Annotated in this window: 13 protein-coding genes; 6 read left to right on the forward strand and 7 right to left on the reverse strand. The window is 63.8% G+C overall.

Annotated elements, in window-relative coordinates; genetic code table 11:
• Positions 1-64 precede the first annotated feature (64 nt).
• Positions 65-1,156 carry a PA0069 family radical SAM protein gene (locus AC06E7_RS06780; protein WP_478063698.1) on the forward strand — a complete coding sequence of 364 codons (1,092 nt, stop codon included), beginning with the start codon at positions 65-67 and terminating at the stop codon, positions 1,154-1,156.
• Positions 1,157-1,187: 31 nt separating this feature from the next.
• Here the strand turns inward: AC06E7_RS06780 and AC06E7_RS06785 are convergent, their stop codons facing one another.
• Complete coding sequence (locus AC06E7_RS06785; RefSeq protein WP_478063700.1) at positions 1,188-1,688, reverse strand: hypothetical protein; 501 nt, start codon at positions 1,686-1,688, stop codon at positions 1,188-1,190.
• A gap of 166 nt (positions 1,689-1,854) precedes the next feature.
• Between AC06E7_RS06785 and AC06E7_RS06790 the strand changes: the two genes are divergently transcribed.
• Positions 1,855-2,181 (forward strand): hypothetical protein, encoded by a 327-nt coding sequence (locus AC06E7_RS06790; protein ID WP_478063702.1) that lies wholly within the window; start codon positions 1,855-1,857, stop codon positions 2,179-2,181.
• Here the strand turns inward: AC06E7_RS06790 and AC06E7_RS06795 are convergent.
• Entirely contained in the window at positions 2,168-2,434 is a 267-nt protein-coding gene (locus tag AC06E7_RS06795; RefSeq protein ID WP_478063703.1) for a transglycosylase domain-containing protein, read from the reverse strand. The genes AC06E7_RS06790 and AC06E7_RS06795 overlap by 14 nt on opposite strands.
• Before the next feature lie 123 nt (positions 2,435-2,557).
• On the opposite strand from AC06E7_RS06795, the gene AC06E7_RS06800 reads away from it, so the two are divergent.
• The gene (locus AC06E7_RS06800; protein ID WP_478063705.1) at positions 2,558-3,613 is read left to right on the forward strand and encodes a hypothetical protein; all 1,056 of its coding nucleotides are present in this window, start codon (positions 2,558-2,560) and stop codon (positions 3,611-3,613) included.
• 204 nt (positions 3,614-3,817) lie between these two features.
• The gene (locus AC06E7_RS06805; RefSeq protein ID WP_478063707.1) at positions 3,818-4,309 is read left to right on the forward strand and encodes a hypothetical protein; all 492 of its coding nucleotides are present in this window, start codon (positions 3,818-3,820) and stop codon (positions 4,307-4,309) included.
• 18 nt (positions 4,310-4,327) lie between these two features.
• Here AC06E7_RS06805 and AC06E7_RS06810 read toward each other — a convergent pair whose 3' ends face one another.
• The gene (locus AC06E7_RS06810; RefSeq protein ID WP_478063709.1) at positions 4,328-5,302 is read right to left on the reverse strand and encodes a polysaccharide deacetylase family protein; all 975 of its coding nucleotides are present in this window, start codon (positions 5,300-5,302) and stop codon (positions 4,328-4,330) included.
• A 132-nt stretch (positions 5,303-5,434) separates the two neighbouring features.
• Here AC06E7_RS06810 and AC06E7_RS06815 point away from each other — a divergent pair, with 132 nt between their 5' ends.
• Both AC06E7_RS06815 and AC06E7_RS06820 read left to right on the forward strand, forming a co-directional pair.
• A complete protein-coding gene (locus tag AC06E7_RS06815; protein WP_478063711.1) occupies positions 5,435-5,839 on the forward strand; it encodes a hypothetical protein in 405 nt (134 codons plus the stop codon).
• A 70-nt stretch (positions 5,840-5,909) separates the two neighbouring features.
• The gene (locus tag AC06E7_RS06820) at positions 5,910-6,188 is read left to right on the forward strand and encodes a hypothetical protein (RefSeq protein WP_095362400.1); all 279 of its coding nucleotides are present in this window, start codon (positions 5,910-5,912) and stop codon (positions 6,186-6,188) included.
• Position 6,189: 1 nt separating this feature from the next.
• On the opposite strand, the gene AC06E7_RS06825 is transcribed toward AC06E7_RS06820, so the two are convergent.
• The 4 genes from AC06E7_RS06825 to AC06E7_RS06840 form a co-directional block, all read right to left on the reverse strand.
• Positions 6,190-6,426 (reverse strand): hypothetical protein, encoded by a 237-nt coding sequence (locus AC06E7_RS06825; protein WP_449324608.1) that lies wholly within the window; start codon positions 6,424-6,426, stop codon positions 6,190-6,192.
• A gap of 65 nt (positions 6,427-6,491) precedes the next feature.
• Positions 6,492-9,842, reverse strand: a complete 3,351-nt coding sequence (locus AC06E7_RS06830) for a response regulator (protein ID WP_478063713.1) — start codon at positions 9,840-9,842, stop codon at positions 6,492-6,494.
• A 503-nt stretch (positions 9,843-10,345) separates the two neighbouring features.
• Complete coding sequence (locus AC06E7_RS06835) at positions 10,346-10,534, reverse strand: hypothetical protein (protein WP_184126348.1); 189 nt, start codon at positions 10,532-10,534, stop codon at positions 10,346-10,348.
• A gap of 200 nt (positions 10,535-10,734) precedes the next feature.
• On the reverse strand, positions 10,735-11,136 hold the full coding sequence (locus AC06E7_RS06840) for a GFA family protein (protein ID WP_478063714.1): 402 nt from the start codon (positions 11,134-11,136) through the stop codon (positions 10,735-10,737).
• Positions 11,137-12,079 lie beyond the last annotated feature (943 nt).

A 12,079-nucleotide genomic window follows, 5' to 3' on the forward strand; every position in this document is an offset into this window, starting at 1 on the left:
CGCCCTCCACCACGCTCCACCCAAGGTCTCAACCCCTGAGACGTCTCGCCGGTAGCCTCTGAAGATGGGTATCGCAATCAAAGGCCGTGGTTCCACCACGCACCTCGCCGGACGTTTCGAAGTCACGGTCAGCGAAGCCATGGACGACGGTTGGGAACCGGAAACCAGCGAAGAATTCGCCACCCCGCGCCTGCGCACCGAAGTGCGCGCCGAAACCGCGCGGAGCATCATCAGCCGCAACAAGTCCCCCGATGTAGGTTTCAGCCAATCGGTGAATCCCTACCGCGGCTGCGAGCACGGCTGCTCGTACTGCTTCGCGCGCCCCTCGCACGCCTTCCTCAATCTGTCTCCCGGCCTGGACTTCGAAACCAAGCTGTTTGCCAAGACCAATGCGCCGCAGCTGCTGCGCAAGGAACTCTCGCGGCCCGCCTACACCCCGCAGCCGATCGCCCTGGGAATCAACACCGACGCCTACCAGCCGATAGAACGCAAGCTCAAACTCACCCGCCAGCTGATCGAGGTGATGCTGGAAACCCAGCACCCGTTTTCGCTCATTACCAAGAACGCCCTGGTCGAGCGCGACATCGACCTGCTCGCCCCACTGGCGGAAAAGAACCTGGTCAGCGTGCATTTCTCGGTGACCTCGCTGGACCCGCACCTGTCGGCTCGCCTTGAGCCGCGCGCATCGGCCCCGCACGCGCGCCTGCGCGCCATGCGCCGCCTGCACGACGCCGGCATTCCCGTGGGCGTGATGGTGGCCCCGGTGATTCCCTGGATCAACGATTCCGAGCTGGAAGCGGTGCTCGAAGCATCACGCGACGCCGGCGCCAGCACCGCGGGCTACGTGCTGCTGCGCCTGCCACTCGAAGTGGCCCCGCTGTTCCGCGACTGGCTCGATACGCATCACCCGGACCGCGCCGCGCACGTGATGAGTACCATCAACCAGCTGCGTGGCGGCAAGGACTACAACAGCGAGTTCGGCACCCGCATGCGCGGCGAAGGCGTCTACGCCGACCTGCTATCCAGCCGCTTCAAGCTTGCCCGCAAGCGCCTGGGCTTCGATGCGCAGAACAGCCATTGGCCGAAGCTGGACTGCACGAAGTTCGTGCGGCCGCTGCCGCTGCGTGAGGATTCGCCGCAGGGTTCGTTGTTCTAAATATTTGAACTTGGGAAAGCCACGAAGCAGATCAACTGGACGTACCGTCCACAACTGGCGGCGCAAACCAAGCCGTTTGTCTTCGCCGGAGCAAACCCGAACAGTGCGGGCACTGCTTGACGCCGAGCCTTTCAAATTCAGCGTAAACCTCAGCAACGCTGAGGCCGGTCCCCGCATAACAGACTGTGTCTGGAGTGGCCGATAATCCACAACGTTGATGACAGTGTTCGCAGATCACATCCTCAATACTCACCCTGTACAAGTGACCCTCAACACACAGCAATGGAATGGACCACCATCTTCCGCGTAGCAGGACAAGTCCAAGTCTGATCGCCTCATAGCGGAAATACTTCTCGACGAAAGCCCTTGCATTGTCAGGGCTGGTCATTCGAATACCACCCAAGTGTCCATCGCCCAGAATGGCCATCCAGCCCTCCAGGCTTGGAATAAAGACCTGCTGGCCGTGCTGGTACAGCGTACGAACATGAGCACCATCAACGTCCATGCGTTCGGGTATCCATTTGTCGGACATCATTTGTCGGGCGGTAGGGGCACCACGCCTAACGTCACTGGCGACGTTACCAGAAGCACCGCGGGGACGGGGGGTTGGGGCTGATGGCTTGCGTCTACCTCATACTTGGCGGCGCTGCCCTTATGCTTGGCCTTGGCAGGAGAAAACAACATCAACGGAGCGCGTGATGCACATCGAGAGCTACCTCGCACTCATGCACTTTCACCCCAAGTGGAAAGAGTACGGGCTGGTACCGGCGGACCAGCTGCAGCTGCTGACGGAGAGCTACGAACCTGGTATGGAGGATGCTTCCGAACACGACCGCAATGGCGTCTTCCATTGGTGGCTGAAGCAATCTCCGTCGAAAGACGTGCTGCTGAAGCTGGTCGAGCTTTCCTACCTGGACGCTGACCAGCTGATGGCCGACGACGTCAGAAGACACATCACCAAGAGTGAGCGCTTTGACAGTGAAGTTGCGCAAGCCATCGCCCACGGCGCCATCAGAGAGCGTTGAGCTGTGTGCTGCGCGCCCGGGAAAGCAGGATGTCCGTACGCGCCCGCAGCCGCTCCGGATGTTGGGCATAGAGGTCAGGTGCCCATGTGTAGGCAACCACCATCGCAGCCTCTTCGTCCGACAGCGCATCCAATGGCTTGGTGAACAAGCGCTGCGAAAGGGAGTTCAACCCCTGCCCCTTTCCGTTGTAGGCAAGGCTCGCATAGAGTCCCAACACCTCGTCCTGTGACAGGTGCAGGGAGACAAACAGCATATCGCCCTGGCGCCCGCCCGCGCATGCAGGAAGTGAAGACGCAGGTCTCGCCGATTTCACCTGCGTTCGCGCAGCCTCTGGGTGCCAGCTGCACACGCAGCATCCAGACGGAGCGAAGTACCAATGAACACCCGAGTTGATTACCCTGATCGAGGCGCCCTCGGGCCCGACATCGCCGTTGTGACTGAAACATCCGTCATCGAACCCGCGCCCGAAAGCGCGGTGTCATGGGGCGCGATCCTGGCCGGTGCCGTCGCCGCCGCCGCGCTGTCGCTGGTACTGCTGATCCTCGGCGTGGGGCTGGGCCTTTCCTCGGTATCGCCGTGGGCATTTGATGGCGTCTCGAAGGAAACCTTCGGCTGGGGCAGCATCGTCTGGCTGACCTTCACCGCGCTCGCTGCCTCCGGCTTGGGCGGCTATCTGGCCGGCCGCCTGCGCACCAAGTGGACTCGCCTGCACGGCGACGAAACCTACTTCCGCGACACCGCTCACGGCTTCGTCTCCTGGGCCGTCGCCACCCTTCTCACCGCCGGCCTGCTGACCTCGGCCATTGGCGGCGTGCTCGGCACCGGCGTCAAAGCTGTCGGCGCAACTGCAGGTGCTGCAGCATCCACCGCCGGTGTTGCCGCCGCGGGTGCCGGCACCGCCGTCGCGGGGTCGGACCAGGGCGACCTGAACTACTGGGTCGACTCGCTGTTCCGCAGTGGCAGCATGCCCGCACCCATGCCCGGCCAGACGCCCGCTGATCCGGCCGCACCGGTCGATCCGTCGGCGATGGTTCCCGCGGTGGGTCCTGCAAACGCTGCACCGCCGCGCCCGTTGCCGCCGCAGGGCCCGCGACCGGGCGGCGATCGCCGTGAAGTGCGTGCCGAGGTGAACCGCATCATCGTCACCAGCCTGCAGTCCGAAGGCCTCAACCCGGCAGACAAGCAGTACCTGGCGCAGGTGATTGCCCGCGAGACCGGCATGAGCCAGGCCGAGGCCGAGGCCCGGGTTACCGAAACCCAGACCCGCATGCGTGCTGCACTGGAAGAAGCCAAGAACACCGCCAAGCAGGTGGCCGACGATGCGCGCAAGGCTACCGCCTACGCGGCACTGTGGCTGTTCATCACCCTGTTGATCGGCGCCTTCTTCGCCAGCGTCAGTGCCACCTGGGGCGGCCGTCGCCGCGACCTGTAACTTCCCAATCGAACAAGGAGACTTCCCATGAAGACCCTGCTGCTCTGGGCACTCGGCGTACCGATCCCGCTGTTGATCCTCTACGCGATTTTCTTCTGAGCATCGCAACCCTGTAGACCATCAGGCCGCCCATTGGGCGGCCTGATGCGTTGCACAGTAAACTTGCTGTGGAAGTAGAACCCTGCAGCGCAAATGGAATGCCTCATGACCAATATCCAAGGGAAGCCGCATCAGCGCGGCGCAACCATCAAGATCCTCACCACCCTGCTTGTTGGCGCCTTGTTCGCTCCGGTAGCGCAGGCGTTCGATGCGGCGCAATGGCAGGCCGTAGCACCCGCGATCCAGGCAGCTGTTGAATGCCGCGCAAAGCCCGATACCACTGCTACGGCCTGGAAGGCGCTGCCCCGCGACGAATCCGACGCCATTGAGGCAATCAAGCCACCCGTGCCATTCACGGTGTTCGGTCTACCGGTGCAGGAAGTGGCCATCTTCATCGACGCGGACGGCGAACTGGGTGAGAGTTACACCGCAACCCTGGGTGCCAACGCAGCGGCGGTGCGCAAAGCTGCCCAACTCAGCACGGCGGGTGGGCGCACGACTACGATGGGGGAGCTCATGCTGGGCGAGGGCGTAGCGCCGCAGCTGACCTGCACGGTTGCAGGCACGTACGATGAAAGCGAGTATCAGGAAAACTGATCGATCTGCCGGGCTCAACTACTCGCCATCCCGCCCGGCAAGCTTCATGACCCAGCCAGGCACCTTCGGCTCGCCCGCGTAGAAGGACTTCGGCACCTTTTCGGCCATCGCCCAGCGCTGGATCCAGCTCATGCCGCTGCCGCCGTTGTAGCCGTCGGCGTGCCGGTAGGCAGGATCCTGCAGCGCAGCTTCCAGCGAGATGAAGCGGTAGCCGCGCCGACGGGTGGCGGCTACCAGCTCGCCCACGGAATCGGCATTGAGCGCATTGGCATGCATCAGCCAGACCTGTGCCGGCAGCCGGCCGAGTAGTTCCTGCGAGCGTTGTTCGTAGTAGTCGAGCTTGTTGAGCATGTACGGCACGTAGCCACGGCGCAGCTGCTGCATCAGCGCATCCCGCTTGGCCGGATCGCTTTCGGTGTCGCGCACGTTGTCGTACGCAAAGGCCCAGATCCATTCGCTGTTGTCGATCGTGACCGGGGCGATCTCATAGCCGTGCTGCTTCAGGAACGCGCCAAGTTCAGCGCGCACCTCCGGCGACTGCCCGGCATGCAGGTACGGATGCCGGAACCAGCGCGGCACCTGCCCGGTTTCGGCCAGCAGTGGACGCAGGGTGGCTTCCCCGCGGAGGATGTCCTGCTCGTAAGCTTCCAGCGGCATCGCATGCAGGTCGACATGCCCGAAGGTGTGGTTGCCCAGCTCGAATCCGGCATCACGCCAGTCGCGAAGCATCTGCACGCGCGCAGGTTGCACCTGGCCGCCGACCTCTAGCTTGGCCTCGTTGACGAAGCCCACCACCGGGACGTTGGCGTGCTTCAGCGCGGCAAGCAACCTGGCGTGTTGGGCGGCGAGCTCCGGCTCGGTACGTTCCCCCAGCCGCTGCCAGGGCAGATCGTCGATGGTCAGCGCGATGCGCCGATCCGGCTCGGCTGCCTGGGCGATACCCGAAATGCACGCGAGCGCCAGAACGACACAGCAAGCCCATCCCTTTCGCACCCGCAGCTCCTATCTTGATAGCCGGTCCAGCATAGCGCCGTCGCCGATCACCCTCAAACGCTCGGCCCAGGCATGCCGCTACCTGTCGTGCCCTCGCCGGAGGTATGGTTGCGAGAACTTCCGGAGGTACCCATGAAGACTCCCGGCAAACCAGCTTCCCGGACGCACCATTTGGAATCGGGAACGCCCTCGGCGTTGTTCGTCGCATTGCGCGATCTACTGCTGGCCCACAAGGAGGCGCTGGCGGTCGTGCACGATACCGACACCCACTTCTACGCCAACTGCAAAGACGCTGACAGCAAGGGCAAGGCGCAGTTCTTCGGGGCGGTGAAAGTCTCTGCCAGAAAGCACGCCTTCCACTTCATGCCGGTCTACGACTTTCCCGAGCTGCTGGAGAGCGTCAGCCCTGGCCTGAAGAAGCGCATGCAGGGGAAATCATGCTTCAACTTTGACGTCATGGATCCCACCCTGCTGCAGGAGCTCCAGCAGCTGATCGAACAGGGCGTATCCCGTTACAAGGCAGCTGGCAAACTCTGAAGCAACGGTCAGACCAGCAGGACTTCGCAGGCCGCCCTCCCCGTCGCAGTTTCTGAGAGCCGGAACGGTAATGCTCTCGCCCATGCTCCCGCCCGACTTCCGATGGATCAAACCCGCCGCCACCGCCTACGACGAAACGGTGATCGCCCATGGCGACACGTGGGTGGTCCACATCTATCAACCCGAGCGAGGCAGGGAATGGGTGGCCATGCTTGATGCGCATCGCGAGCCGGAAGGCCGGCGGCATCGGCGCTGCACCGCCTTTGCCAATGGCAAAACCGGCGCCGAGCTATGGGTGCAGCGGGAGCAGGCGCGGCTTCGCTTGGAGGTACAGCAGCGCCTGGGATGACTCAGCTGCCACCACCACGGATCCGCCGTGCCTTAGCCCGGCGGAACCACAGCCACCCAACAACACCTACCAAGGCGGCGGCGATCAGGTACGGGCCGAAGGTTCCAATAAACCACCCTACGTACCAACCCAGCTTGTAACCTGCGCTATAGCCTGCTTCGTGGGAAGCGGTATCGGCCGCTGCAGCCAATGGAACAAGCACCGAGAGCATGGTCAAACGTTTAAATGCCTTTTTCATGAAGCTCCTTTGTTGTCCACGTTGATCAAGCGCAGCTTACATGGTGCCGCGTTTCCTTGTGCAGCTCACGCCATCAACCACACCCGGATCAGCGACACCAGCTTGTCGACGTCCAGCGGCTTGGCCACGTAGTCGTTCGCACCGGCCTGGATGCATTGCTGCTGGTCATCGGGCATCGCCTTGGCGGTGAGGGCGATGATCGGCAGCTTGCCGAAGCGCCCGTCCTGGCGGATCTCACGGGTGGCGGTAAGGCCATCCTTGACCGGCATCATGATGTCCATCAGTACCAGTTCGATGGGCGACGGGCCGCCGACGGCCGCCGTCAGCACGTCAATGGCTTCCTGGCCGTTGCGCGCGATGGTGACCTTGCACCCGTGGGGCTCCAGCACGTTCATCAGCGCATAGATGTTGCGCACATCATCCTCGACCACCAGCACGCGGCGGCCTTCCAGCGCGGTGTCGCGGTGCTGCGCAGAACGGATCATGCCCTGCTGTGATTCGGGCAGGTCGCTCACTACCTTGTGCAGGAACAGCGTGACCTCATCGAGCAGGCGTTCGGGTGAGCGCGCGCCCTTGATGATGATCGAACTCGAGTACCGTCCCAGCCGCACCTCCTCGGCAGGGGACAGCACCCGGCCGGTGTAGACGATGATCGGCGGCAGCGCATGCGGACTCTGCTCGCTGAGCAGCTCCAGCAGCTCGAAGCCGGAGGCATCGGGCAGGCTCAGGTCCAGCACCATGCAGTCGAACGTGTGCTGGGCGAGCGCCTGCAGGCACTCCGAGGCCGAGCGCGCGCCGATGGTTTCCACATCGGCCAGCGCCAGCAGCTGGCGCACCGCGTCCAGCTGCACATCGTCGTCTTCCACCACCAGTACCAGGCGCGGCCGCTGCGACAGCCTGCGCTCCAGCGAGAGCAGCACGTTGCCCAGCTCCTCGCGGGTGGCGGGCTTGCCGAGATAACCCACCGCACCCAGCGCCAGCGCCTTGCGCGTATGGTCCGTCGCCGACACCACATGGATGGGAATGTGCCGCGTGCGGATGTCGTGCTTGAGCACGTCCAGCACCGACAGGCCGGATTGGTCGGGCAGACCGATGTCCAGCACGATGGCGTGCGGAAGCTCCGTGCGCGCGGCGGCCAGGGCCTCTGCCGCCGTCTGCGCCACCTGTGCACGGAAGCCCATCTCCACCGCCAGGTCGCTGACGATCTGGCCGAAGGCAGGGTCATCCTCGATGATCAGGATCAGGCCGCGGCCGTTGCTGCTGGCCTTGCTGCCTGGGGCGGCCACGGGGCGCGGTTCCAGGGCCATGGCCACACCACCCGCTGCGAATGCCGCGCGTGCGGGCGCCGGCGCCGGCAGCGCTTCAGGCGCAGCAGGGCGCTCGGTGGTTGCCAGCCGTGTGGCCACCACCAGCCGGAAGCAGCTACCTTTGCCGGGCTCGCTTTCCACCGTGATGTCGCCGCCCAGCAGGCGTGCAAGCTCCTGGGAAATGGACAGCCCCAGGCCCGTGCCGCCATAGCGCCGGCTGATCGAACCATCGGCCTGCTGGAAGGCATCGAAAATGCGCGCCTGCTGCTCCGGCGCAATGCCGATGCCGCTGTCGGTCACTGCGAACGCCACCTTGCCGTTCCCGGCCGACGAAACCGACACCGTAACCCCGCCGGTCTCGGTGAACTTCAGTGCGTTCGACAGCAGGTTCTTCAGGATCTGCTCGATGCGCTGGCGATCGGATTCGATCACCACGGGGCAGTCGGCCGTCATCGACACGTCCAGCGTCAGGCCCTTCTCGCTGGCTACCGGACCCAGCAGCGCCGAGATATCGGTCAACAGCTTTTCCACGCCGAAGCGTTCGGCGTGTACTTCAATGTGCCCGGCCTCGATCTTGGACAGGTCCAGGATCTCGTTGATGAGGTTGAGCAGGTCGGTGCCGGACGAATGGATGGTGCGCGCGAACTTCACCTGCTCCGCGCTCAGGTTGCCGTCGCGGTTGTCGCCCAGCAGCTTGGAAAGAATGAGCGCGGAGTTCAGCGGCGTACGCAGCTCGTGCGACATGTTGGCCAGGAACTCGGACTTGTACTGGCTCGCGCGCTGCACCTTGTCCGCCTCGGCCACGATGGCCGCGTTGGCCCGCGCCAGCTTGTCGCGCTCGTTCTCCAACTGCTGCGACTGGTCGAACAGCTGGTTGTTGGTCTGCTCCAGCTCGGCCTGCTGCTCTTCCAGCTCGTGCTGGGAGCCGCGCAGCGCCCGGCTCTGTTCCTCCAGTTCCTCGTTGGAAACCCGCAGTTCCTCACTCTGCACCTGCAGGGCTTCGGTCTGCCGCTGGGTCTGTGCCAACAGCTCGGAAAGCTTGGCGCGGTAGGCCGCTGACCGCAGCGCTACCGCCATGTCGCCGGATGCCAGCTGGAGAAGCTCCACCACTTCGCTTGGCACCGCGCTGAAGAAGCCCAGCTCGATCACCCCGCTCACCTCACCCTCGTGGATGCTGGGAGCGATGACCAGGTGGCGCGGCTGTGCCTGCCCCAACCCGGAGCCGACCGTGAAGTAGCCCTGCGGCACGTCCGACACCACCAGCACGCGCTTCTCGTCCACCGCGCGGCCGAGCAGGCTGCCGCTGTCGCGAAGCTGGTCGGTGCCGTCCGGAGCGGAGGCGGTGCCCACCGCACCGATCTGCCGGAAGCCGTTGTCCTCCGGCACGAACAACATGCCGGCCTGTGCGCCGGTGAAGCCGGCCAGGAAGCCCAGGCTGGCCCGCGCCAGCGAACCGCTGTCCAGGTCGCCACCGGTGGCGGTGGTGAGCTCCAGCCGACCCCGCTGCAGCCACGCATCGCGCTCACGGGCGCGGGTATGGCGGCGCAGCAGGATGGCGATGAAGATCGTCAGCAGGATGCCCAGCACCGCGCTGGCCGCGCCGGAGCTCAGCGCCGCGTTGTAGGCCGATTCCATCTCTTCAAGACGCTTGGCGCGCTTGTCCAGTTCGATGGCCCCCATTGAGGCCAGGCGCGCGCGGATGTCATCCATGGCTGCCTTGCCGCGGTTGGAACCGACCACCTCCAGGGTGGGCTCCAAGCCTTGGGTGCGGCGCACCTCGATGGTTTCATGCAGTTCGTCCAGCTTGTCCTGGACCCGCCGTGCCAGCAGCTTGAGCCGGTCGACCTGGGCCGGGTCATCGGCCAAGGACTTTTCCACTGTCTCCAGCCGGGTGCTGGCTACCCCCAGGGCGGTGCGATAGGGCTCCAGATAGCTGTCATCGCCAGTGAGCAGATAGCCGCGCTGGCCGGTTTCGGCGTCCTGCACCGCAGAGAGCACATCGCCCAGCGCGGTCATCGTCTCCTGGGAGCGGATGACCAGGGCGTTGCCCTCGCGGATGGTGTGGATGTTCTTGCCGGCCAGGAACCCGCTGCCGAGGAAGAACAGCATGACCGCCAGCAGGGGCCAAAGCGTGCGGACGCCGGTTCCGGCCTGGGTGGCAACGCGGGGTTTGGGCGTGGTGGGCATGGGTTGGCAGGTGGGTGGGTGCAACCGTGCAGACTAGCACGCCGGCCGACCTTACATAGGTGCCTTGAAATGCCCCGGCTAACAGGCCTACTTCACAGCCGACCGCCGGATCGACGTCGCAACTACCAGGCCATACAGGACCGATGAGGCGGCGACTGCACAGAACAACCACGCCATGCCGCGACTCTGGCCAGACGCCACGCAGTAAATGAAGAAGGGCGCACCCCAGGTGACCAGGAAATTGGCCGCGTTGATCAGGAAGCAACTGGCGAACGAACCTGACGGATACGCCGAAGCGCATGGCAGACCGATGCGTTTCAGAATCCAAAGAATGAAGGTAGGCGTGCGATGAATGGTCAACACTATCTCCCGGTTGCTGCTGTCAAGGAACGGAGGTCGCGCCGAAGCGCGACATCCGAGGCAGATCACTTGGCCATCTGAGGCATTCCTCTTATTGCTCCGGCAACCAAACCTACGCAGAAGCCGGCCACGCCGCCCGTGAGACCGCCTGCGACTGCGCCCACCGCCATGCTCCGGAACTGCGCTCGGTTCGCGTCGGTGTAGATGCCGGCGCCGGAAACCTCGGCGATCTCACGAGTGTTGAGTTCACGCATAAATCAATCTTCCATGTTGAGTAGCGGATTATCCCCCCGGGCAAAAATCCATCCCATGACACTCGCCGTCAACCGTCGGATGTGTCTTGCACACGGCAGTGTTAGTCGCTGCGCGCTCCGGGGAAAAACGCGAAGAGTCGTAACTGACCAGTGCTGCGCAAAACAAGGCCCCGATTACCCAACGTGCTTGGAACAGCGAGTCAGCCCACCGTGTCCGCCGGATGGTGAACCCCGTCTTCCACGGGAACGTAGGGTATGGCGAAGGGGTTGATGCCTTCCAGGCACCCGACGTTGAACCCGTACTGATGAGGGTTCGAGCGGCGCTGGTGGTGGGTATAGATCCCGCAGATGCCGCAGAAGTAGTGCTTGGCCGTGTGGGTGTTGAACTCGTAGCGCTTGAGGTGCTCTGCCCCCTTCACGACACGAAGTCCGGAGAGAGGCACCGAAGCCACTACCGCGCCTTTGCGCCGGCAGATCGAGCAGTCACACCGGCGTGGGCTCTCGATACCGTTGGGAAGATCAAGCTCCAGCTCCACGGCGCCGCAGTGGCACATGGCGCGGTGCTTGGGTTGGATGGGGACGCCGCCAACTTCCTTCAGCATGTTCAGTTCACCTTGGCTCTAACCAAATCCAATCTGGTGCGCGGACCGAATCCACGTAGTATCCACTGGGCCATTGAACCCCACCACGCCATCCACTCCGCAACGCGGGCATAGCGCGGTCTGATCCTGATCATCGCCATCGCACCATTCTTCGATGGCGCTGGGCGGAAATTCCGAGAAGCAGTAGTAGCAGGCCGCCACATCGCTTGCGAGCAACTTCTCGCGGTGCAAGGTTGAATCGCAGGTTCTTCCCACTGCCCTACTCCTCAGGTTCAGACCGGATTGCCTACCCGGCGAAGGTTAGCACCGCCAAAGGGCCACGCCATCGGCAGCACCCGATGATCAGACGATGTGGTTTTCAACCGAACCAAGTGCCGCAGCGACTCGGTAAGAGGTCATAGCGTCGGTTGGAGCCTGTACCGGCTCCACGGAAAATCGCGCGCATGCGGGGCGAAGTACCGCGTTGGCAACTGCAGCCCAATGCGCAAGAGCCCATCGCGTAGTGCATCAGGTGCGGCCGGCGAGCTGCTTTCGGAAACATCTGTGCAAAGGACAGACTCCGCAGGTGAGTAAACCAGGGTGCATTCGAACTCCAGCCCTCCGGCCCACATCTCACACCTGTAGTGCAGGATGGGCTGTCCAACCTGCAGCGCCAGATGCGCGGTAGAGAGGCGACGCTGCTCTGGTATCTGTTTGTCGGCAGGCAAGTGCTCTGCCAGCACAGCCGTCGCAGTCACGCTTAGCAGATGCCTGGCCTGTTCTCCCTCCTCTCGCCACTCGCCAGCTCCTGCAGACGCTCCATCAGGCAGGCGAATGGCGAGGAGCCCGCCTTCCGGAAGGCCATGGGCTGCCTCCGGGCGATGCCACGGATAGCCGTCGAGGTCGGTGATGTGAAACGCATAGGGCGCAAGCCTCGACCTACCGACCATCTCCACTGCACGCC

It is taken from the genome of Stenotrophomonas sp. Steno-Z4, from assembly GCF_056393145.1.

Bases quoted from the DNA above. Each gene is read 5' to 3' on its own strand.
- AC06E7_RS06815 (WP_478063711.1), top strand. From the start codon at position 5,435: ATGAAGACTCCCGGCAAACCAGCTTCCCGGACGCACCATTTGGAATCG.
- AC06E7_RS06840 (WP_478063714.1), bottom strand. From the start codon at position 11,136: ATGCTGAAGGAAGTTGGCGGCGTCCCCATCCAACCCAAGCACCGCGCC.
- AC06E7_RS06785 (WP_478063700.1), bottom strand. From the start codon at position 1,688: ATGTCCGACAAATGGATACCCGAACGCATGGACGTTGATGGTGCTCAT.
- AC06E7_RS06795 (WP_478063703.1), bottom strand. From the start codon at position 2,434: ATGCTGTTTGTCTCCCTGCACCTGTCACAGGACGAGGTGTTGGGACTC.
- AC06E7_RS06805 (WP_478063707.1), top strand. From the start codon at position 3,818: ATGACCAATATCCAAGGGAAGCCGCATCAGCGCGGCGCAACCATCAAG.
- AC06E7_RS06800 (WP_478063705.1), top strand. From the start codon at position 2,558: ATGAACACCCGAGTTGATTACCCTGATCGAGGCGCCCTCGGGCCCGAC.
- AC06E7_RS06780 (WP_478063698.1), top strand. From the start codon at position 65: ATGGGTATCGCAATCAAAGGCCGTGGTTCCACCACGCACCTCGCCGGA.
- AC06E7_RS06790 (WP_478063702.1), top strand. From the start codon at position 1,855: ATGCACATCGAGAGCTACCTCGCACTCATGCACTTTCACCCCAAGTGG.
- AC06E7_RS06820 (WP_095362400.1), top strand. From the start codon at position 5,910: ATGCTCTCGCCCATGCTCCCGCCCGACTTCCGATGGATCAAACCCGCC.
- AC06E7_RS06825 (WP_449324608.1), bottom strand. From the start codon at position 6,426: ATGAAAAAGGCATTTAAACGTTTGACCATGCTCTCGGTGCTTGTTCCA.
- AC06E7_RS06830 (WP_478063713.1), bottom strand. From the start codon at position 9,842: ATGCTGTTCTTCCTCGGCAGCGGGTTCCTGGCCGGCAAGAACATCCAC.
- AC06E7_RS06835 (WP_184126348.1), bottom strand. From the start codon at position 10,534: ATGCGTGAACTCAACACTCGTGAGATCGCCGAGGTTTCCGGCGCCGGC.